Source organism: Bacillus sp. FSL K6-1560 (assembly GCF_038592935.1).
In the GTDB taxonomy this organism is placed as follows: domain Bacteria; phylum Bacillota; class Bacilli; order Bacillales; family Bacillaceae; genus Bacillus; species Bacillus subtilis.
On the sequence record NZ_CP151946.1, the window covers coordinates 679,373 to 701,202 of the forward strand.

The 21,830-nt window shown below is 43.9% G+C and carries 23 protein-coding genes; 18 read left to right on the top strand and 5 right to left on the bottom strand.

Annotation, left to right across the window (positions count from 1 at the left end; all coding sequences use genetic code 11):
* Positions 1-198: 198 nt before the first annotated feature.
* Genes NYE22_RS03565 through NYE22_RS03605 form a run of 9 tightly spaced genes read left to right on the top strand, consistent with a single transcriptional unit; the run spans position 199 to position 9,239 of the window.
* The gene (locus NYE22_RS03565; RefSeq protein ID WP_128441851.1) at positions 199-1,533 is read left to right on the top strand and encodes a nucleotide sugar dehydrogenase; all 1,335 of its coding nucleotides are present in this window, start codon (positions 199-201) and stop codon (positions 1,531-1,533) included.
* A gap of 48 nt (positions 1,534-1,581) precedes the next feature.
* Positions 1,582-2,712 (top strand): DegT/DnrJ/EryC1/StrS family aminotransferase, encoded by a 1,131-nt coding sequence (locus tag NYE22_RS03570; RefSeq protein ID WP_077671071.1) that lies wholly within the window; start codon positions 1,582-1,584, stop codon positions 2,710-2,712.
* Complete coding sequence (locus NYE22_RS03575) at positions 2,709-3,638, top strand: NAD(P)-dependent oxidoreductase (RefSeq protein ID WP_032726878.1); 930 nt, start codon at positions 2,709-2,711, stop codon at positions 3,636-3,638. Before NYE22_RS03570 ends, NYE22_RS03575 begins: the two co-directional genes overlap by 4 nt.
* Complete coding sequence (locus NYE22_RS03580; protein ID WP_077671072.1) at positions 3,604-4,839, top strand: aminotransferase class V-fold PLP-dependent enzyme; 1,236 nt, start codon at positions 3,604-3,606, stop codon at positions 4,837-4,839. The genes NYE22_RS03575 and NYE22_RS03580 overlap by 35 nt, the downstream gene beginning before the upstream one ends.
* A 16-nt stretch (positions 4,840-4,855) precedes the next feature.
* Positions 4,856-5,737, top strand: coding sequence for a GNAT family N-acetyltransferase (locus tag NYE22_RS03585; RefSeq protein ID WP_124047918.1), 882 nt, complete (start codon positions 4,856-4,858; stop codon positions 5,735-5,737).
* Positions 5,710-6,468, top strand: coding sequence for a WbqC family protein (locus tag NYE22_RS03590; protein ID WP_032726875.1), 759 nt, complete (start codon positions 5,710-5,712; stop codon positions 6,466-6,468). The genes NYE22_RS03585 and NYE22_RS03590 overlap by 28 nt, the downstream gene beginning before the upstream one ends.
* Positions 6,431-7,108, top strand: a complete 678-nt coding sequence (locus NYE22_RS03595) for a PIG-L deacetylase family protein (RefSeq protein WP_015483702.1) — start codon at positions 6,431-6,433, stop codon at positions 7,106-7,108. Before NYE22_RS03590 ends, NYE22_RS03595 begins: the two co-directional genes overlap by 38 nt.
* A 3-nt stretch (positions 7,109-7,111) precedes the next feature.
* Positions 7,112-8,029 (top strand): TIM barrel protein, encoded by a 918-nt coding sequence (locus NYE22_RS03600; protein WP_342412300.1) that lies wholly within the window; start codon positions 7,112-7,114, stop codon positions 8,027-8,029.
* On the top strand, positions 8,007-9,239 hold the full coding sequence (locus NYE22_RS03605) for an MFS transporter (protein WP_128441848.1): 1,233 nt from the start codon (positions 8,007-8,009) through the stop codon (positions 9,237-9,239). The genes NYE22_RS03600 and NYE22_RS03605 overlap by 23 nt, the downstream gene beginning before the upstream one ends.
* Before the next feature lie 45 nt (positions 9,240-9,284).
* On the opposite strand, the gene NYE22_RS03610 is transcribed toward NYE22_RS03605, so the two are convergent.
* Complete coding sequence (locus NYE22_RS03610; protein ID WP_077671075.1) at positions 9,285-9,752, bottom strand: GNAT family N-acetyltransferase; 468 nt, start codon at positions 9,750-9,752, stop codon at positions 9,285-9,287.
* A 119-nt stretch (positions 9,753-9,871) separates the two neighbouring features.
* Here NYE22_RS03610 and NYE22_RS03615 point away from each other — a divergent pair, with 119 nt between their 5' ends.
* Positions 9,872-11,689 carry a zinc ribbon domain-containing protein gene (locus NYE22_RS03615; RefSeq protein WP_064671585.1) on the top strand — a complete coding sequence of 606 codons (1,818 nt, stop codon included), beginning with the start codon at positions 9,872-9,874 and terminating at the stop codon, positions 11,687-11,689.
* A gap of 35 nt (positions 11,690-11,724) precedes the next feature.
* On the opposite strand, the gene NYE22_RS03620 is transcribed toward NYE22_RS03615, so the two are convergent.
* Both NYE22_RS03620 and NYE22_RS03625 read right to left on the bottom strand, forming a co-directional pair.
* Positions 11,725-12,423 (bottom strand): zinc ribbon domain-containing protein, encoded by a 699-nt coding sequence (locus NYE22_RS03620; RefSeq protein WP_342412301.1) that lies wholly within the window; start codon positions 12,421-12,423, stop codon positions 11,725-11,727.
* Between the two features lie 131 nt (positions 12,424-12,554).
* On the bottom strand, positions 12,555-13,169 hold the full coding sequence (locus tag NYE22_RS03625; protein WP_003228342.1) for a PH domain-containing protein: 615 nt from the start codon (positions 13,167-13,169) through the stop codon (positions 12,555-12,557).
* Positions 13,170-13,318: 149 nt separating this feature from the next.
* On the opposite strand from NYE22_RS03625, the gene NYE22_RS03630 reads away from it, so the two are divergent.
* Positions 13,319-13,954 (top strand): NAAT family transporter, encoded by a 636-nt coding sequence (locus tag NYE22_RS03630; RefSeq protein ID WP_077671078.1) that lies wholly within the window; start codon positions 13,319-13,321, stop codon positions 13,952-13,954.
* Between the two features lie 16 nt (positions 13,955-13,970).
* Here NYE22_RS03630 and opcR read toward each other — a convergent pair whose 3' ends face one another.
* Entirely contained in the window at positions 13,971-14,528 is a 558-nt protein-coding gene (gene opcR, locus NYE22_RS03635) for an opuC operon transcriptional regulator OpcR (RefSeq protein WP_003228345.1), read from the bottom strand.
* A 263-nt stretch (positions 14,529-14,791) separates the two neighbouring features.
* Between opcR and opuCA the strand changes: the two genes are divergently transcribed.
* Genes opuCA through opuCD form a run of 4 tightly spaced genes read left to right on the top strand, consistent with a single transcriptional unit; the run spans position 14,792 to position 18,233 of the window.
* Positions 14,792-15,934: an osmoprotectant ABC transporter ATP-binding protein OpuCA gene (gene opuCA / locus NYE22_RS03640; RefSeq protein ID WP_003243370.1), complete on the top strand. Its 1,143-nt coding sequence runs from the start codon at positions 14,792-14,794 to the stop codon at positions 15,932-15,934.
* A gap of 22 nt (positions 15,935-15,956) precedes the next feature.
* Positions 15,957-16,610, top strand: coding sequence for a glycine betaine/carnitine/choline/choline sulfate ABC transporter permease OpuCB (gene opuCB, locus NYE22_RS03645; protein WP_003228349.1), 654 nt, complete (start codon positions 15,957-15,959; stop codon positions 16,608-16,610).
* A gap of 19 nt (positions 16,611-16,629) precedes the next feature.
* On the top strand, positions 16,630-17,541 hold the full coding sequence (gene opuCC / locus NYE22_RS03650) for an osmoprotectant ABC transporter substrate-binding lipoprotein OpuCC (protein WP_080481290.1): 912 nt from the start codon (positions 16,630-16,632) through the stop codon (positions 17,539-17,541).
* 17 nt (positions 17,542-17,558) lie between these two features.
* Entirely contained in the window at positions 17,559-18,233 is a 675-nt protein-coding gene (gene opuCD / locus NYE22_RS03655; protein WP_342412302.1) for a glycine betaine/carnitine/choline/choline sulfate ABC transporter permease OpuCD, read from the top strand.
* Positions 18,234-18,264: 31 nt separating this feature from the next.
* Here the strand turns inward: opuCD and NYE22_RS03660 are convergent, their stop codons facing one another.
* Positions 18,265-18,798 (bottom strand): GbsR/MarR family transcriptional regulator, encoded by a 534-nt coding sequence (locus tag NYE22_RS03660; RefSeq protein WP_014478002.1) that lies wholly within the window; start codon positions 18,796-18,798, stop codon positions 18,265-18,267.
* Between the two features lie 283 nt (positions 18,799-19,081).
* Here NYE22_RS03660 and opuBA point away from each other — a divergent pair, with 283 nt between their 5' ends.
* From opuBA to opuBC, 3 genes are read left to right on the top strand one after another with little or no spacing between them, the layout of a single operon-like run.
* Complete coding sequence (opuBA, locus tag NYE22_RS03665; protein ID WP_049140428.1) at positions 19,082-20,227, top strand: choline ABC transporter ATP-binding protein OpuBA; 1,146 nt, start codon at positions 19,082-19,084, stop codon at positions 20,225-20,227.
* Positions 20,228-20,243: 16 nt separating this feature from the next.
* The gene (opuBB, locus tag NYE22_RS03670; protein ID WP_064671587.1) at positions 20,244-20,897 is read left to right on the top strand and encodes a choline ABC transporter permease OpuBB; all 654 of its coding nucleotides are present in this window, start codon (positions 20,244-20,246) and stop codon (positions 20,895-20,897) included.
* 11 nt (positions 20,898-20,908) lie between these two features.
* The gene (opuBC, locus tag NYE22_RS03675) at positions 20,909-21,829 is read left to right on the top strand and encodes a choline ABC transporter substrate-binding lipoprotein OpuBC (protein WP_021480617.1); all 921 of its coding nucleotides are present in this window, start codon (positions 20,909-20,911) and stop codon (positions 21,827-21,829) included.
* Position 21,830: the final 1 nt, after the last annotated feature.

Sequence of the window (21,830 nt, forward strand, 5' to 3'; positions counted from 1 at the left end):
CATTATCCCCCTGATAAATACCTTTTCTTAGGCACAAAAAATTCCACTTAATAGTAAATCGCATCATAATGCCCTACCAAATAAAAGGAGACAAAGCCCATTTACCGTTTTTTTACTTTTGTTATAATTGCAGTATCGATCGATAATTGTTTAATTTTGTAAAAATATATCCTTTTCTATCTTATAGGGGGTCCAAAAATGAATCCTGTCACAAAAGAAGCTCGAAACCTCAGTCATAAGCGGCTTTTAGAATTGATTGAAACAAAACAGGCTGTTGTAGGTGTATTGGGGATGGGATATGTGGGTTTTCCTCTTGCATTAGAATGTGTCAATAAAGGATACAACGTCATCGGCTTTGATAGGAACAGCGAAAAAGTTTCTTTGCTGAAAGACGGGCACAGCCATATTCGAGATGTAGACGATAGCCAATTAAAAGAGGCACTTTACACAGAGCGTTTTCAAGTGAGTGAGAATATGTCTCTCATAGAACACTGCGACATTATTGTGATATGTGTTCCGACACCTTTGAACAAAAAAGATAAGATACCCGACCTTAGCTATATAGACAGTGCAGTTGACACCATGCTGGCTTACGGAAGGCCAAATCAGCTTTTAATTTTAGAAAGTACAACCTACCCGGGCACAACAAAACAAAAAATTGCTGACAGAATGGCAGCAGGGCGGCAGGTCAACATAGGCTCCGATTTCTTTATAGCTTATTCACCTGAACGAATTGATCCTGGGAACAGCCATTACGAAGTCGCCGATATCCCTAAAGTGGTCGGCGGAATGACCCGGACTTGCACAAAACTTGCCTCAGCGTTTTACAACACCATCGTTACAAGCATTCATCCAGTAACCTCACCTGAAGTAGCAGAAACAGCTAAACTCCTAGAGAATACCTACCGTTATGTAAATATAGCTCTCATCAATGAAATGGCACTCAATTGCCGAGAACTTGATATTGATATATGGGAAGTGATCAATGCGGCAGACACGAAGCCGTTCGGGTTTCAAAAATTCAGCCCGGGCCCTGGTGTAGGCGGCCATTGCATACCGATTGATCCTTTTTATTTTAAATGGATAGCTAACCAAAAGGGATTGCAGACAAAGCTGATTGATTTAGCGGATGAAATCAATTCTGAAATGCCATTTTCAGTGTCCGACTATGCCATGAAACTGGTTGATAAAGAACACTGCAATATCTTATTAATAGGTGCTGCTTATAAAAAAAATACCAATGATTCTCGTGAGTCTTCTGCATTTGCAATTATCGATGATTTAATGAAAAAGGGATGCATGATAGATTACTATGATCCTTTTATCAGTGAAATCTGCCTGGAAGACGGCAGCATCAAGCACTCCGTCCCTTTCACCAAGGAGCAGATCAACCAATATGATGTCGTTATTATTCATACCGATCATGATGATATCAATTACAGTATATTGCAGGATACAGCGCCTATTATTTTCGACACGAGAAACATTTGCAGAGAAAAAATAGCTGATAATGCAAAGCTTGTCACACTATAGGAGGGAACTGTCATTAGTAAACAATTTATCTCTTTTCACAGACCTGATATGACAAACGAAGAATTGGAAACTGTAGCTGAAACGATCAAGTCGGGGTGGATTTCAAAAGGTCCGAAGGTGATTGAATTTGAGAAAAAGCTTGGCGAATGTCTGGGAGCGGAGCACGTAATCAGCTGTAATTCAGGAACTGCTGCCTTACACATGGCTTTGCTTGCACTCGGTGTAGGAGAAGGAGATGAAGTCATTGTTCCAAGCTTCACGTTTTGTTCAAGTGTAAACGTCATTTTGCATGTAGGAGCAACCCCGGTGTTTGCCGACATTTGTGAGGATAGTTTATGTATAGATCCGGAAGATGTCAGACAAAAGCTTTCACCGCGGACAAAAGCGGTCATTGCGGTCCATTTTGCAGGTTATCCGGCAAATTTGGATGAGCTTAGCAGCATATGCAAGGAAAATGGACTGTACTTGATTGAAGATGCCGCACACGCGCTTGGGACAAGGTATAACGAGAAGATGATCGGCACACATGGAGATGCCGTATGCTTCAGCTTTTATGCCACCAAAAATATAACGACGGGAGAAGGGGGAGCTCTTATTCTTAAGGATGAAGAGGCTGCCGAAAGAGCAAGACTGTATGGATGGCATGGCATTACAAAAAATGCTTGGAATCGATACGGTGAAAAGGGCAGCTGGCGATATGATGTTTTACTTCCCGGCTTTAAGTACAACATGACAGATATCCAGGCTGCTCTTGGGCTCATTCAATTGAAACGGGCTACTGAGATCCAAGAAAAACGGACCAGAATCGCAAACTATTATGCGTCTGAGCTTATCAATCATCCAGAAAGAGCAGAACTTCCTTTAACAGACATCCCAAGCCATATCACACATTCCTGGCATTTGTTCATTCTGCGGGTGAAAAAACACGGAGAAATGGACCGAGACCAGTTTATTGAAGAGATGAAAGCGAAGCATATTGGGTTGAGTGTCCACTTTATCCCTGTGCATATGCATCCCTACTATAGAGAGCATTTTCCTGCAAAGCTGCCGGTAACTGAACGCATCTTTCCTGAAATTGTATCGCTGCCTCTTTATAGCCAATTATCGAAGGAAGATTGTCAATACATCGTTCAATCAATTAAAGATGTTTTATCTTTAAGCCAGGAGGTCGGACAATGAAACACATTGCTATCTTAGGCGGAGCAGGTTTTATAGGAAGTGAATTAGCGGGGGTATTACAGAAGAAAGGCTATCATACGATCATCGCTGATCAAAAAAAGCCGGATTTTCAGGCAGAATTCCGCCAAACCAATATTTTAGACCGTCAATCGCTTCGGGAATCATTAAAAGGAGCAGATGCTGTCGTTCATTTAGCGGCAATGGTCGGAGTAGACAGCTGCCGCAGCAATGAAGAGGACGTAATCAAGGTGAATTTTGAAGGAACGAAAAACGTAACGGAGGTATGCAAGGAGCTGGGGATCAAGACCCTTCTTTTTTCCTCCAGCTCAGAAGTGTTCGGAGATTCGCCAGATTATCCATATACGGAATCAAGCCAGAAGCTCCCTAAATCCGCTTATGGAAAAGCAAAATTAAAGTCTGAGGAATATTTGAAGGAGCAGGCATCAGCCTCACTGCATGTCAGAGTTGTCCGATACTTTAATGTGTACGGCCCGAAGCAGCGTCAGGACTTTGTCATAAACAAGTTCTTCAGTTTGGCCGAAGCTGGCGCGGAGCTTCCTCTTTACGGAGACGGCGGCCAAATCAGATGCTTCAGCTACATTAGTGATATCGTGAACGGAACATACCTGGCGCTGCTGCACAAAGGGAGTGCCTATGAAGATTTCAACATAGGAAACGATCTGCCAATCAGCATAAAAGGACTGGCAGAGAAAATCAACGTGATGACTGGCAGGGAGAAAGAGCATTATACATTTAAAAAGCTGGGCGAGGATGGTGTCCGGGGGAAAGACATTGAAATTTTCAAACGTGCTCCTTCGATCGAGAAGGCAAAGCGTCTGCTTGGATATGCTCCTAAAATTAACCTAGATGAAGGCCTGAGGCTGATTAAAGTTGAAAGACAAAAACAAAAACTTCCATTATCCTGAAAACCCCAAACAGATCAAGTTTCCGATTTATCCGGGGCAGCTTTCAGGCAGAAGTTTTTTCACCCACTTAATCTCAGCTAAAAGAACAACGTTGGCAGAAAAATTGGAAAAACGCTATGGAAAGAGCATCGAATTGACTTCGAGTGGAAGCGCGGCGTTGGTGCTTGCATTGACATTATCCGGAGCGGGGCCTGGAAAAGAAGTGATTTTTTCATCATTTAGCTGTCCAAATGTAATTGATGCTGTGCTTCAAACCGGAGCTTCCCCAGTGTTTGCCAATCTGGATGATGATTTGTCCCTATCCTTCGAAGACGTGAAAAACAAAGTGACCGAGAGGACGTGCGCTGTGATTTTAACGCACGTTTACGGCCGGCAGGAAAACATGAAACTTATCGAGTGGGCGAAAGAAAAGCGTATTCGTGTCATTGACGATGCCGCTCAGGCCATGTTTACAAAACAAGATGGAACCTTTGCAGGCGGTTTGGGGGATTTCGGCATCTTGAGCTTTGGACCCTCAAAGCCCCTCGGCAGTATAGGGGGCGGAGCGTTAATCGCCCGAAAAGAAGTTCTGGACAAAAACGCCAGGCTGCCGATGGAACAGCGAAAGCAAGTCAATGCTGATTATGATGCTTATATGAGACAGCAGCGAATACAGGCTTTGATGAGATCTAGGACTCTATCTTTCTTATTCAGAAAAACGGGTGTTCAGACCTCTATGAAAACGAGCAAGCTTGAAGTCCTTCCGAAAAAACCTGCTACTGTCCCTTTATTGCGAATGCATCCGGTAAGGCAAGCCATTATCGAATACCAGCTGTCAAAGATGGAGTGGCTGGTGAGAGACTCATCTAGAAATTTGGAGACGGCAAGATACTTTTTTGCACGGGCAGAAGAGTTATACGGGATCAAGATGATTCAGCCGCAGGAGGGAGAAAGCCTGAACTATTTGACAATCGTCTTCCCTCATGAAGGGGAAAGGTACGACTGCTCTGCTTATTTAGCGGCAAAAGGGATTCAAACCTGCTGGAACTACCTTCCGCTTCACCTTATTCCGCTGTATCAGCCTTATTCACGGCAAGAGGATGAACATTCTCTGTGGAAAAGGGTTCTTTCACTGCCGTTCAAACCGCCTCTTGGCACAGAGCAGGTGAAGTATATTGCTGAAACCGTTTTAGCGTATGCAGAGCAAAAGAATAAGAAATGAATGTTGGTGATATATCATGCAAAAAACAGCATTTTCCGTAACGCCTCAGGCTTGGGAACGGGCTGCTGGCATTTTTCAGGCTGGATTGTTTCAAAGCTATGATTGGGGGAAGCTCATGGAGGAACTCCCCAATACCTCGTTTCACCCTGTTAAGCTGACATCGGACGGCGGACAAGTGATATATGTTCCGGTGTTTGAGCAGAATGGCTTGCTCAGCGGGAATATGATAGGATACGGCGGCGTCATTTCAGACCGTCCGATTTCATTTGAATGGCTGCAAAGCGAAATCAAGGCTTTATTTGGACAGAAATTATCGCGGCTCCTGCTTCCGCATGGCCAAACTTCTTTTATCGAAGAAACGGGAGAACATTGGGCGGAAAAAGCCACACACATATTGCCGCTTCCCGATACATTTGAAGAGCTATGGACAAACTGTTCAGGAAAAGCCCGGACTGCCGTCAGATATGCGGAAAAGAAAAATGTGTCCGTCCGCCTAATCGGACAAGAATCATTCTCTGAGTTTTACGAATTGTATAAGGCGCATACAGCAGCTATCGGCGCAGCCTATATGCTGAGTCAGGATTTTTTTCAAAAGCTGCTAGAAAGCCTTGGAAGGCAAGTCTTTTGGGTGGGGGCGTTTCTTGAGGCTGACATGATCAGCAGCAGTATTTTTCTATATGACCATTCCCATTTCTATTATTGGCAGAATGTAAACAGCCCTGCCGGAAAAGAAACGCAGGCCTCTTATTTGCTGATGCGGAACGCTTTATCATTCGCCATCGGCAAGAAACTGCAATGGGTTGATTTTGGATATTCCCACAGTAAAGAAATTGCCAGACCGAAACGATATTGGGGAGCTGAAGAGAAACGATGTCGACATTTCACAGAAACGGAGTAAAAGTGGTAAGCGGCCATCAGTCCAGTTATCTCCCCTGGTATGGTTTTTTTGAAAAAATCCATAAATCAGATGTATTTGCCATTCACGATACAGCCCAGTTTGAGAAAAAGGGATTTCTCAATCGGAACAGAATCAAGACTTCCCAAGGCCCCATGTGGCTGACTGTTCCTTTGCAGATGAAAAATTATAAGGATATCGAGCTTCGTGATATGAAAATCGACCAAGAGCAGGACTGGCGGAAGAAACACTGGATGGCGATTAAAATGAATTATGCGAAGGCTCCCTATTTCGAGGAATATCAAATGTTTTTTAAAGATGTCTATCAGCGGGAATGGGAGTATCTTCATGATTTAAATATGTTCATCATTAATTTTTTTCTGCGGGAACTTCGCATATCGACGTCAATTTGCTATGTGTCGGAGCTCGAATGCCGTAATGAAAAAAAGAGTGATTTTGTGCTCGCGCTTTGTAAAGAACTTGGAGCTGATCACTATTATTCAGGCAGCCAAGGATCAGACTATTTAATAGAAAGTGATTTTGATAGAAGCGGAATTACAATCGAATACCAGCAAATCAGGGCCATCCATTATCCGCAGTTGTTCGGAGAGCACATTCCTCATCTCTCTATGCTTGATATGCTTATGAACTGCGGCGCGGATATTTGCGAGACGTTAATCAAAGGGGGACAATATGATGAAAGTAATGGTATTTGCGGCGCACCCGGACGATGAAATTATCGGCGTCGGCGGAGCGTTGGCGAAACATGTCCGTCAAGGAGACAGTGTGTCGGCTGTCATTATGGCTGAAGGAAAATCGTCTAGAAAAGAAGACTATGAAAAACCTTGTGATTCAATCATGCAGCATTCCTATAGTGAAACGGAACAAGCGCTTAGCACGCTCGGCATAAGCGATTTTGTCAGGTTAAATCTTCCTGATAACAGGCTGGATTCAATGGATTTGCTGGATGTCGTAAAAGAGGCAGAAAAACAAATTGAACGGTTTCAGCCCGATATTGTATATACACAATACGGCGGTGATATTAATATTGACCATGCCGTCGTATTCAGAGCGGTGATGACGGCAACCCGCCCGCTTCCAGGTCATTCCGTAAAACAGGTTCTGGCATACGAGACCTTATCCTCGACAGAGTGGAACTACTTGAAGAAGGATCAATTCCATGCGAATTTCTTCATTAATATAGAAGAAGAGCTTGAATTGAAGCTGAAGGCCATGGCGTGCTATGATTCGGAGCTGAGGGATTTCCCGCATCCGCGATCCTTGCAAGCGATAGAAAATAACGCATACGTATGGGGAGCTAAATCGGGTTTTTCTGCAGCAGAAGCATTTATGCTTGTGAGAGGAACGTGGTGACGGATGATTGCGCAAATACCGTTTTTCGGGTTAGACCCGAAGCAAATCGATAAAAAGTGGGTCGAAGCAGGATACGGTCTTGAAGCCAACATCTTCGACGGAAAGTCGTTTGAAGAAACCGATTATGTGAAAACCTTCAAGCGGACACTTGATTACACTAAACAGCTTGAGCCGTCATTATTGACACTTCATTTTCCCACCGACAATGCGGATTATGTTCACGAAGCGCATATAAAGGACCGTCTGCTGCATTTTGCAGAGCTTGCGGATATGTACGGCGCTAAGGGCATAACTGTTCATGCCAATCAATTTATGTCCGTTGAAGAATTTCAAAGCTATGACTTAGAAGGAAACCGCAGAAAAGTGATTGAATTTTTTGCGGCGTTTGATGATGAGCTGAAAGGAACAGATATATGGATTGGAGTCGAAAATCTGCCGATTATCGGGAATCTGGGCGAAGACTTTGACCCGATATTTATTTATCCTGAGGATTTTGAGGAGTTGGTTCAGCTCGGTTTAAAACATGTCGGCATTACATGGGATCTGTGTCATTGGGCCATTACCTATCAGACACATCTGTCATCATCACTTATGTTCAGGGATGAAAAGCTGAGATACCCTGATTTTTTTCAGTTTCTTTCCTTAAAGGACAGCATTAAACATTATCATTTCAGTTCGTTTCGCCAGCTAGCCTTCCCGCATGGTGGTGTCCGCTGTTTTGAAGGGCGTCATCCCGCTGAAGGAACGATTAATGAACCGTTGCTCAGACAAGCGGCGGAGATGTTAAAGGAGATACACCGCGGGGATGGCACGGGTATCGTATTTGAAGTGATGGAAGAGGACTATACACAAAGAAAAGAATCATGGAGAACATTAGAATGGTTCGGCGGTGCTTCTGATGAAGAAAAAAAGCGGACGTAATTCGGCATATCGAACACCAAATTATGCAAAGCTTTGGTCTGCACAAGTATTTTCCTCAGCGGCGGATGGCGTCTGGCTCATCGCGCTTCCGCTTCTAGTGCTCGATTTGACCGGAAGCAAAATATTGGTCGGGGTAATCTCTTTTATCGAGCTCGTTCCATTGACATTCGGAATGTTTACCGGACCTTTAATTGATTCATTACGAAAAAAATCCATATTGTATGTGTGTAATACCGGAAGAGCAGTCATCATGATTCTCTTGGCAGTCCTTAGTGCGAACGGTTTGTTAACTGTATGGATCATTGGTATATGCGCATTTTGTTTATCGCTGCAATCGATGCTCTTTTCCCCGGCGAAAGTGGCGCTTATTCCGCTGCTTGTCCCTCAGAAACATCTCGATCAGGCGACTTCATTAATTAACACTAGCGAACTTATTGGTCTGATCGTCGGAAAGCTGATTAGCGGCGTTTTGATTGTGGCGATTCCGTTTGGGCTTCTGTTTCTCATAAATGGGACGGCATTTTTCGTATCCGCTGCATTGATTGCCCTTATTCACATTTCAGAATCTGTAGGCCTAAAAAGCAAAGGGGGCGAAGCCCTTAAGACAGGCTACAGAATGCTGAAGGGCAACTCATCTTGGATGACTGCTGTCGGTTATTTTTTTATCGTAAATCTTGTCATTGCCGGGTTTATTTCTGTAATGGGGCCGATTCTTGCAGTGGAACGTTTTCATGAGAACTATTCCGTATGGTTCGCCATCATGTATTCAATGTTTCAGGGCGGAATGCTCTTAGGGAATCTTGCTGTATTTTTCAAGTGGAATACGAAGCGGCTAGAACGGCTTTATCCCAGAACTTTAACAGCGGTAGGGCTGCTCATTATGTTTTTGTTTTTTCCGCTTAGCGGGCTGGAATGTGCCATTTTTTTGGTGCTGGGCGTCATCATCTCCTATATTGATGTGCAAACGGTTCTGTATTTTCAAAAGACGGTTCCGACTGAATACTTCGGAAGAATATTCGCGCTTATTTTTTCTATCGTAAAGATGGGAGAACCTCTTTCAGCAGCTGTTTACACAGTGCTTCTTGTGTTTATGGACGCTGATTATATTTTTCTGGCTGTCGGTCTGACTCTCGTCCTGACTTTTTTTATACTGTCAGTGAGGAAAGGAATGCAGCGGGATACCGGAAAAAAAGCGAATCAGTTTTTTTAATTTCTATATAAAAGAGCTGCCGATGATCATGCGGCAGCTCTTTTATTAAAGATCCAAATAAAGCCTTACCATATCGCGGCATTGAATCCCGTTTTCAAAAATGTCCTCATCATAATGTCTGACAAAGAAATCGTGGTCGATCGCCTGAATGCGGAATCCGCATTTTTGATAGAGGGAAAGCTGATGAATGCTGGAATTCCCCGTGCCGATTTCAATCGTGTCCGCCCCTAGCTCCTTCGCTTTTTCGATGGCGTCAAGTACAAGCTGTTTGCCAAAGCCCTTCTTCTGAAGAGATTCTTTTACCGCAATATTTACAATTTCAACTGTTTGCGGCCTTGTTTTTAGCAATACATAAACACCTGCAAGCTCATCACCGGCCCAAGCTGTGTAACATTCTCCCCTCTCAAGATATTCATCTACAATGTCTTTCGATGGATCGGCGAGCAGCAATAGATCATATAGTTCGTCATTTGTTTCTTCTCCTAATTCAATCCTGAGCTTTTGCATATTCATTCCACCTTTTTAGTCTGATAGACATTTAATTTTTTCATTCGTTCCCAATTTCATTCTGTTTTATTATAAAATATGAAAAGCAGTAAATGTTATCAAATTAGTAGAATAGGAGGAAAGTCATGTTTTTTTGTAAGAATTGCGGCTCCCAGAATAATGAAGGAGCCAAGTTTTGTAAACAATGCGGCACCCCGATCGGAGGGGGCAGCAAACAGGCAAATCAAGAAACAGCTAGCACTGCAGAAACAAGGCAGGCTCCGCGAAAACCGATCCCTAAGAAAACCATCATTTTATGGAGCAGCATTGCCGCGGCGTGCGTTATATTATTCGCCGCATATAAAACCGGAGCGTATTTTACTTCAAAGGATAGGTTAGTCGACAAGTTTGAACAGGCCGTAAATGATGGGGATCAGGACCAAATCGCGACTCTGCTTACACCGGTAAATGACAATCTTAAACTCACTAAAAATAATGTAAAACCGTTTCTTACATATTTGAAGGATCATCCAGACAAAAAAGATGAACTTTTTGCATCGCTCCGTGAGGAAACAGCCCAGAAGGATATCGTATACGCAGAAAAAGACGGAAAAAGCCTGCTGGTATTTGACCATTACGACTTAAAGGTAGCACCTGTTTATTTTGAAGTGACCAGCAATTATAAAAATACCGATTTATATGTCAATAAAGAGGAAGCCGGATCTGTAAAGAAAGCAGATCAAGCACAAACCCTCGGTCCGTACATTCCCGGCGAATATACAGTCTCAGCCAAACTGAAAAACGATGTCGTTGACCTTGTGAAAAAGGAAGACATTCAGGCGGTTGGCGATAACAGCTTTCGTGTTGATCTCTCATTGGAAGCAGACGATGTGACATTCAGCTTAGCGGATGACATCAAGAGCGGGAAGGGAGATTTGCTGATTAACGGCAAGTCGATTCATAAAGACCCATTCAAATCCGTAACATACGGTCCGCTGCTGACAGATGGATCAATGACAGCTTCAGTCGAGGCAGAATTTCCGTGGGGAAAAACAAAAACTGCCGGCGTTCCGATCGATGATAAAGAAATGGAGTTAACGTTAATTCCTGATCAAGATACACAGGAACAGATTATGAACACAATTGTCAAAACAACAAAACAATACTCCAAAGCTCTATCTGATGGGAATACAGCCCAGATGACAGAGGCAAGTGCCAATTGGAAGACAGAGACGAAGGACACCGTTGATTCTATGAAAAGCGCGGATTCATACTTAAAAGATAGATACTTGGAAACTGATTTTGACCTGGACACATTTGCCCTCTCTCAGAAAAACGACGGAACGTGGCAGGTATCGGTAACAGGAAAAGAACTTCACCAGTCTTCTTCGTATAACGACTATACAAAATCTGAAATGACTGACGACAGTCCGAGTTATGAATATCTTCTTTCATATGATAAAAAACAGAAAAAGTGGATTTTCGAAGATGCAGAATCAACATTCCAATCTGCAGGCACAAATATAAAGAAAATCAAAAATGATAAACCAGAGACATACACTTCCGCCTGGGCTGGCTCGAAAAACAAAGGCAGTGAAAGCTCTGCAAGCGGCGATGTTACAGATGAACAAGTGACATTATTTATGGGCAGTTATCTGCAAAGTCAGGCAGATGCCGTGAATCAAAATAATTTCTCACTGATGGAAGACAGCCTTGAAAAAGGCAGTTCCCTTTATTCCGACCAGCAGCATCTCGTGTCGAAATTAAATAAAGAGGGGACAACAGAAGACTTTAATAACTATGAAGTGAAAAGCTGGAGCCAAAATGGGTCGGCTATCACGATTAAGACGTATGAAGAATTCTACATCACAAAATCAGGCGGCAGTCCAAAGCTCAGAACATATAACTGGACCTATACCGGCGTAGTGAAGAACGGAAGAATTTACTTAACGTCTATTCAATAAAACAACCCCATCACCAGCAGGTGATGGGGTTGTTTTTAAAAGAGCATATAACGGAAAATTCCTTTGACATAGTGTTCGATAATAAGCTGAAATGTAACGCAGATGATCAGATAAATCACAATCGTTGAGTAAATGACATCAACCTTCCCTTTATATGAATGCTGGTAACTGCCCAGCATCGCAGGAGGAATGGCGAAGAATGCACCGTTTAAACCAACGGCTAATATGGTAAAGCAAATGTCTGTATGTAATAAAAAGAAGAAAAGGGCAAGAATCAAAATAGCCGTAAACGGTATGAGAAACGCTCCGAATCTTGAGAATGAATCCTTGAAAGACACTTGGTTTCCCGCGATTTTCAGGGCGAAAAAGATGCATGCATGCAGGCCAAATAGAAATAAAATAAAATAAATGGTTGGCTCTAAGAAGATTGCTGTAAAGCTTACGCTTCCGGGACCGTCTGAAAAAAGAATATAAAACATCAAAGGGGTCAGCAAACTGAAAAGAACCATCGTAATGATTGCGCTGATCAGCTGCTCTCCGCCTGTTGTTTTACATTCCTGATAAGGGCGTTTCAGGACGGATAAGACAAATGAGCCGAACTGTTTTGCTGCTTGCTTTGCAGCGGCTCCGGTTTGAGCTGCATGCTGGTGGCCTGATTGACCGGGGAGCGGTGATCCGCATTTCTCACAAAAATTTCCGCCATCTGTTTGATGGCCGCATTGAGGACAATACATAAAATAACTCCTTTACATGTAATATAGGGAAAATAGACTAATAGTTTTATTATAAAAGAAAAAAGTTGTAAAGTAATCAATATTCATACAAAAAAAGACACGTGCCCGATAGCAGCTGTGTCTTTTTATATCTAGTTATTCATATATTTCTCAAATACATCCCCAAAATCCTTGATATGATACTGCGAGCGAACGGATGTCAGCCAAGTGAATCCGAATTCGGTCAGTTCTTTATATTGCGTTTCAATATTGACGTGCTCAGGGCGGGTATGGTGAAGAATCGTCACTGCTTTATCTAAGCTTTGCTCCGCTTGATTGATTAAAATGTCATTTTCATAGGTTGTTTCAGCGATGCGAAGCAGTGCTTTATAAAGGTCTTTTAACTTTTCAATCTGGTCTTTGTGGACATCAATGTCGAATTGTTCTCCGCCCAGCTTAAACTTTATTTCAACATCCAAATCGACTTTTCCGGCAGTTTCAAGAAAAACGTCAGAGATTTTATATTGCGAATAAGGATAGCGTTTCAACGTTCGTTTCGAGGAAGTGGCGCGTTCGCCGTCTACATGGATCAGGGCCAGGTTCGTAAAGCAATACTCGTCTGCTTTAGTTTTAATCAAGAAATAAATTTTCTCATTATCTTCATGCATGACATAATCATCTGCGTCTGTTTTGTCATAGTCCTGAGGTTCGATAATTTTTCCGATATCAGATAAGCCCAAGGCATCTGCCGCAATTTTTTTGAACATCTGTATACGTCCTTCCTATTCAATTTGTCACTTCATTGTAGCATGGCGCGTTTCTGACAGGCTATAAAGGTTTACCGGGAAATCGCCTCCGGGTAAAAGGGTGGAGAATCATTCTATTTCCTGTGCAGAGACTATCAACAAGGAGGTATATGATGTTCTCATTTATCGTTCACGTCTTCATTTCTTTATTCGCAGTATCGAATCCGATCGGAAACGTACCGATATTTCTGACGCTGACAGAAGGCTATACTGCAGCGGAAAGAAAAGCGATTGCCCGGAAGGCAGCTATTTTATCCTTTTTTATTCTCGCAGCTTTTTTGGTTTTCGGTCATCTTATCTTTAAACTGTTTGATATCAACATTCACGCGCTCCGAGTGGCGGGCGGCATATTCATTTTCGGCATTGCCTATAATCTATTGAATGCGAAAGAATCGCACGTGCAATCTCTTCACCATGATGAACATAAGGAAAGCAAGGAAAAAGCGGATATATCAGTCACACCTTTATCCATTCCGATTATTGCTGGGCCCGGAACGATTGCAACAGTGATGAGCCTTTCCGCCGGTCATAGCGGCATTGGTCATTATGCGGCTGTCATGATCGGCATAGCCGCCGTTATTGCCCTGACCTTTCTCTTTTTCCACTATTCTGCTTTTATCAGCAGCAAACTCGGAAAAACCGAGATGAATGTGATTACCAGACTGATGGGATTAATCTTAGCCGTGGTTGCGGTCGGGATGATTGGTGCGGGGCTGAAAGGCATGTTTCCGATCTTAACCTCATGATGCAAAAAGCAGCTCCTTATTTTAGAGAGCTGCTTTCTTTTGTTTTTGGCACGTACCGAAAGACTTCCTCACTCTCAAAAAATTCAATCAACCTGCTCAGCCAATCATAGTAATGAAGCCATTCTTTTAATTCATTCAGCAGCTGATTGACTTTCTCTTCCGCTTCCGGGGTAAGCCCGTCCCTTTGTAAAAGATCACTCAGCTCCCGGTTTAATTTTTTATACAGCACTTTGTTTTTGCTCACGACCTTTGTCCAATTCGCCGCAAATAAAGAAATGAAGGTTTGATAATAATCCTGCTCGACGTCATAAAGGTCTTTTCGTACGCCTTTTTCAAACACCTTTTCGGCGATATTGGCATCGATCATTTCCCGGACAACCTGGCTCATCCGTGTTTTGCTCATGCCCGTTGCCTCAGAGAGCTCGCTTAAGGTCATTGGTTTTCGATTCATATAAATAATTCCGAGCACACGTCCGACAGTTGAAGGCATTCCAAACGTATGCATATTTTCGGCAATCTTCTCAATGAGATGCTCTTCAGCATGTTCAATGATGTCGAGAGCGGTTTTTTTCACAGCTGATCATCCCTTCAAATGGCAATTGATGGTGTCAATATATCATATTTCTTCCTGGTGTTGAAAATAGCTGAATGCAGAGGAAGTGGGAGGTATCCGGCGTAATTGTAAGAACACCCTTTCCGTCTCGGTCATAACAATAAATAATCTATAAATAACATATAATTTCAACACATTGTAAACTTTTTATTTTACAAAGTTCAAACTATAATAAGGATTATACTTTTCAGAAAATTTAAAGGAAACCTGCGGAGGTGCACGGATTGCTGAAATTGGAACAAGTGTCAAAAGTATATAAAGGCGGCAAAAAAGCTGTGAACAGCATTGATTTAGATATTGCCAAAGGTGAATTTATCTGTTTTATCGGCCCGAGCGGCTGCGGAAAAACGACAACGATGAAGATGATCAACAGACTGATAGAACCATCGTCTGGAAGGATCTTTATCGACGGAGAAAATATTATGGAACAGGACCCGGTTGAACTGAGGAGAAAAATCGGCTATGTGATACAGCAGATTGGTTTGTTCCCCCATATGACCATCCAGCAGAACATCTCACTCGTACCAAAGCTGCTGAAATGGCCTGAGGAAAAACGGAAAGAACGGGCGCGCGAGCTGTTAAAGCTTGTGGATATGGGCCCAGAGTATTTAGACCGTTATCCGCATGAGCTCAGCGGCGGACAGCAGCAGAGAATCGGCGTGCTGCGCGCCCTGGCAGCGGAACCCCCTCTCATTTTAATGGATGAACCGTTCGGAGCGCTTGATCCGATTACGCGTGATTCCCTTCAGGAAGAATTCAAAAAACTGCAGAGAACCTTAAACAAAACGATTGTGTTTGTAACCCACGATATGGATGAAGCGATTAAGCTTGCTGACAGGATTGTGATATTAAAAGCGGGAGAAATCGTTCAAGTCGGCACACCTGATGAGATTCTTCGAAACCCGGCAAATGAGTTTGTTGAAGAATTTATCGGGAAAGAGCGCCTGATTCAGTCAAGACCGGATATCGAGCGGGTAGAGCAAATGATGAACAGAACGCCGGTGACGGTATCTGCGGACAAAACGCTTTCTCAGGCGATTCAGCTGATGAGAGAAAAACGTGTTGACTCGCTGCTCGTTGTGGACCGGCAAAACGTGCTGAAGGGCTATGTTGATGTGGAAATGATTGATCAAAACCGCAAAAAAGCGAGCATCGTTGGCGATGTATACCGTTCAGATATATATACCGTTCAAAAAGGGGCGCTTCTTCGCGATACAGTCCGAAAAATTTTGAAGCAGGGGATCAAGTATGTTCCGGTGGTCGATGAACAGAACCATTTAGCAGGGATTGTGACAAGAGCGAGCCTCGTTGATATCGTATACGATTCCATTTGGGGCGACGAGGAAAACCAGCTCATGACGATCTGATCAGGGGAGGAGCTCTTTTAAGATGAATCAAATGATGACTTTTTTGCAAACGAACGGCGGAGAGCTGCTGTATAAAACAGGAGAGCATTTATATATTTCACTCATAGCCGTTGTATTGGGCATTATCGTTGCAGTACCGCTCGGCGTTGCTCTTACCAGAATGAAAAAAGGCGCAGGTGCGGTAATCGGTTTCGTAAACATTGTGCAAACCCTGCCGAGTCTGGCGATTTTAGCCTTTTTTATTCCGCTTCTCGGCGTAGGAAAAGTGCCTGCGATTGTCGCTTTATTTTTCTATTCGGTGCTGCCGATCCTGCGCAATACGTATACCGGCATTAAAGGTGTAAATAAAAACCTCCTGGAATCGGGGAAAGGGATTGGCATGACCGGCTGGGAGCAGATTCGGCTCGTTGAAATCCCGCTGGCGATTCCCATCATCATGGCGGGGATCCGCACATCAACGATCTATCTAATTGGCTGGGCGACACTTGCGTCGTTTATCGGGGGAGGCGGCCTCGGGGACTATATTTTTATCGGCCTGAACCTATACCAGCCTGAATATATCATTGGCGGTGCCGTGCCTGTCACAATTCTGGCAATTATTATTGATTATGTGTTGGCTGTGACAGAACGAAAGGTGACGCCGAAAGGCTTGCAAGGGATGAAGGAAGTTTCGTAAGGAGTTGGCACTGTTGAAAATGACAAAAATCAAATGGCTTGGCGCGTTTGCTCTCGTCTTTGTCATGCTGCTAGGCGGCTGCTCTCTGCCGGGTCTAGGCGGCGCTTCTGACGATACGATCAAAATCGGGGCGCAGAGCATGACAGAATCAGAAATTTTAGCGAATATGATCGCGCAGCTTATTGAACATGATACAGATTTGAATACTGCTTTAGTGAAAAACCTCGGCTCAAACTATGTTCAGCACCAAGCGATGCTGGGCGGTGACATTGATATTTCAGCCACGCGCTATTCCGGAACAGATTTAACAAGCACCCTCGGCAAGGAAGCGGAGAAAGATCCGAAAAAAGCGCTGAACATTGTGCAGAACGAGTTTCAAAAACGCTTTTCCTATAAATGGTTTGATTCCTACGGCTTTGATAACACATATGCCTTCACCGTAACAAAAAAGTTTGCGGAAAAGGAGCATATTAACACCGTGTCCGACCTGAAAAAAAATGCCTCCCAATATAAATTAGGCGTCGACAATGCTTGGCTGAAACGAAAAGGCGACGGGTATAAAGGCTTTGTCAGCACATATGGCTTTGAGTTCGGCACAACTTATCCGATGCAGATCGGGCTTGTCTATGACGCAGTCAAAAATGGGAAAATGGACGCCGTTTTGGCTTATTCAACGGATGGACGGATTAAAGCATATGATCTGAAAATCTTAAAAGATGATAAGCGTTTCTTCCCGCCGTATGACTGTTCACCGGTGATTCCGGAAAAGGTGCTTAAGGCGCATCCGGAACTTGAGGGTGTGATCAATAAGCTGATTGGGCAAATCGACACGGAAACGATGCAGGAACTTAATTATGAAGTGGATGGCAAGCTGAAGGAGCCGTCTGTCGTAGCAAAGGAATTTTTAGAGAAACATCATTATTTTGACTAAGAAAAGAGGTGGATCATATGGAAGTACTACAGCAGCTTGGCACATACTATTCGCAAAACGGCGGTTACGTACTGCAGGAATTTTACCGCCATTTTCTGATGTCGGTGTACGGCGTTTTATTTGCCGCCATTGTTGGAATTCCGCTCGGCATCCTGATAGCCAGATACAGAAGATTAAGCGGATGGGTTTTTGCGGTCACGAACGTCATTCAGACCATCCCGGCTCTCGCCATGCTCGCCGTGCTGATGCTTGTCATGGGGCTGGGCGCTAATACGGTGATATTGTCATTATTTCTGTATTCTCTTCTGCCGATTATCAGAAATACGTATACTGGGATTATCAGTATTGAATACGCCTATCTTGAATCCGGAAAAGCAATGGGGATGACAAAATTTCAAGTGCTGCGGATGGTCGAGCTTCCGCTTGCGCTTTCTGTCATAATGGCCGGCCTGCGCACCGCGCTTGTCATTGCCATCGGCATTACGGCCATCGGGACATTTGTCGGTGCTGGCGGTCTCGGGGACATCATCGTCAGAGGATCAAACGCCACAAACGGAACCGCGATTATATTAGCGGGAGCGATCCCCACAGCTCTGATGGCGGTGATTGCCGATTTGGTCATGGGCTGGCTTGAACGAGCATTAAGCCCGATTAAAAAGAGAAAGAAGAAAAATCTGGCAGGTGCCGCATAAGAAAAAACGCCTTGTAATGACAGGGCGTTTTTTACGGCTTCGGCACATATTTAAAAATTTCTTCGCTCTCAAAAAACTCAATCAAACGGCTGAGCCAATTATAATAATCAAGCCATTCCTTTAATTCTTTCAGCAGTTCATTCACTTTTTCTTCCGCTTCAGGAGTAAGCTCTTCATCCAACACGCTAAGCAGCTCCCGATTGAGTTTTTTATGCATCATTTTGTTTTTGCTGACGACTTTGCTCCAGGTGGCTGAAAACAGCGTGATAAATGTTTGATAGTAGTCCTGCTCAACCTCATATAAATCTTTTCGCACGCCTTTTTCGAACACCTTCTCGGCAATGTTGGCATCAAGCATTTCCCGCACTACCTGGCTCATGCGTGTTTTGCTCATGCCGGTGGCCTCAGATAATTCCGTAAGCGTCATCGGTTTTCGATTCATATAAATAATGCCCAGCACTCGTCCGACGGTAGAGGGCATTCCAAATGCATGCATGTTTTCCGCGATTCTTTCTATAAAATGGTCCTCGGCTTGTTCAATGATCGTTAACGGATCTTTCTCCAACGGTTTCATCCTTTCAGCTAACAATTCCGATGTCAATATACCACATTTTTGATACGGCGAAAATGCTGTCAAAAGAGAATTTGGCAGGAAATTGGAGCAATAAGGAGATCAACACACGTCAATGCGGGTAAATCAGCGTTTACACATACTTTATAAATAATATGAACAAATTGTAAACTTTTTATTTTATAAACTTTATTCTATAATGGGAAGCATTCAATTGTCTGAAAAATTAAATTTAAACTGAACAAATTGAATAAACTTAATTTTGGAGGTGCGATGTTTGCTGACATTAGAAAATGTCTCGAAAACATACAAGGGCGGCAAAAAAGCCGTGAACAACGTAAATCTTAAGATTGCAAAAGGCGAATTTATCTGCTTTATCGGACCGAGCGGCTGCGGAAAAACGACAACAATGAAAATGATTAACCGATTAATTGAGCCTTCCGCCGGGAAGATTTTCATTGACGGCGAAAACATCATGGACCAGGATCCTGTAGAGCTCAGGCGCAAAATTGGCTATGTGATTCAGCAGATCGGCCTGTTTCCCCATATGACCATTCAGCAGAATATCTCACTCGTCCCAAAACTGCTGAAATGGCCGGAGCAGCAGCGGAAAGAGCGGGCGCGTGAGCTTTTAAAATTGGTCGATATGGGGCCAGAATATGTAGACCGTTACCCTCATGAATTAAGCGGGGGACAGCAGCAGCGAATTGGTGTATTACGGGCACTTGCCGCGGAGCCGCCGCTTATCTTAATGGATGAACCGTTTGGGGCACTCGACCCGATTACGAGGGATTCCCTCCAGGAAGAATTTAAAAAACTGCAAAAAACCTTACATAAAACCATCGTATTTGTTACCCACGATATGGATGAAGCGATTAAGCTGGCAGACCGGATTGTGATTTTAAAAGCGGGAGAAATCGTTCAAGTTGGAACGCCCGATGACATTTTAAGAAATCCGGCAGACGAATTTGTTGAGGAATTTATCGGCAAGGAGCGGCTGATTCAGTCATCCAGCCCGGATGTTGAACGGGTTGACCAGATTATGAACACACAGCCTGTAACGATCACCGCGGATAAAACGCTTTCTGAGGCCATTCAGCTGATGAGGCAGGAACGGGTCGATTCATTGCTGGTCGTCGATGACAAGCACGTTCTGCAAGGCTATGTCGATGTTGAAATCATTGATCAATGCCGGAAAAAGGCCAATCTCATAGGTGAGGTTTTACATGAAGATATATACACAGTACTGGGCGGCACACTGCTGCGCGACACGGTCCGCAAAATTTTAAAACGGGGTGTCAAATATGTTCCCGTTGTGGATGAAGACCGACGCCTGATCGGAATTGTGACGAGGGCAAGTCTGGTCGACATCGTGTATGACTCCCTCTGGGGAGAAGAAAAGCAGCTCGCAGCATTGTCATAGGGAGGGGCGATAAGTCATGCATCATATTGTTCAATTTTTGCAAACCAATGGGGGCGAGCTTCTTTATAAAACATACGAGCATATTACGATATCGCTCATTGCTGTGATCTTAGGTGTGCTGGTTGCCGTCCCCCTCGGGGTTTTGCTTACCAGAATGAAAAAAGGAGCCGGCACCATTATCGGCATTGTCAATATCATTCAGACGCTGCCGAGTCTGGCCATCCTCGCTTTTTTTATCCCGCTCCTTGGTGTAGGAAAGGTTCCGGCCATTGTGGCTTTGTTTTTCTATTCCGTATTGCCGATTCTTCGCAACACGTATACCGGCATTCGCGGCGTCAACAAAAATCTGCTCGAGTCTGGCAAAGGCATCGGAATGACGCCGGCTGAACAAGTCCGCTTGGTGGAGCTGCCGCTTGCCGCGCCAGTGATCATGGCGGGAATCAGAACATCGACGATTTACTTAATCGGCTGGGCCACGCTTGCTTCCTTTATCGGAGGCGGCGGATTGGGTGATTACATTTTTATCGGACTGAATTTATATCAGCCGGAATATATCATCGGGGGCGCGGTACCTGTCACGATATTGGCAATTGTGATTGATTATGTGCTGGCAGTTGCTGAACGAAAACTGACACCTGCCGGCATGCAGAGATTGAAGGAATTGTCATAAGGAGGCGGCTCATGAAAAGAAAATATCTCAAATTAATGATAGGTTTAGCACTTGTGGCAACGCTGACGCTGAGCGGATGTTCGCTTCCTGGTCTCAGCGCTGCTGCAGACCAGACCATTAAAATCGGCGCGCAAAGCATGAGCGAATCAGAAATCATCGCCAGCATGCTTGGCCAGTTGATCGAACACCATACAGATCTCAAAACAACAACGATTAAAAATCTTGGCTCCAACGCGGTGCAGCAGCAGGCTTTAATGAACGGGGAAATCGACATTGCCGCCACAAGATATACGGGAGACGCGCTGACAGGCACGCTGAGAATGGAACCTGAAAAAGATCCGGACAAAGCGCTGGCGCTTACTCAGCGGGAGTTTAAAAAAAGATATGATTTAAAGTGGTATGACTCCTACGGGTTTGATAATACATATGCCTTTACAGTCAGCAAGGAGTTGGCCGACCAATACCATTTAGAGACCGTATCAGACGTTAAAAAATGGGCGCCGCAATTAAAGCTGGGCGTTGATAACTATTGGATGAAGCTCAAAGGAAACGGCTATCAGGATTTTACGAAAACCTACGGCATGACATTCGGCGGCACGTATCCGATGCAGATCGGCCTTGTGTACGACGCGGTGAAAAGCGGAAAAATGGACATTGTGCTTGCGTATTCAACCGATGGAAGAATCAAGTCCTATGGTCTCAAAATGCTAAAGGATGATAAACAATTTTTCCCGCCGTACGACTGTTCTCCGGTTGTTCCGGAAAAGGTGCTCAAAGAACATCCTGAGCTTGAAGGCATCATCAAGAAAATGCTCGGAAAAATCGACACAGCCACGATGCAGGAGCTTAACTATGAAGTCGACGGCAATCTCAAAGAACCGTCTGTCGTTGCCAAGGAATATTTAGAAAAACATCACTACTTCGAATCGTGAA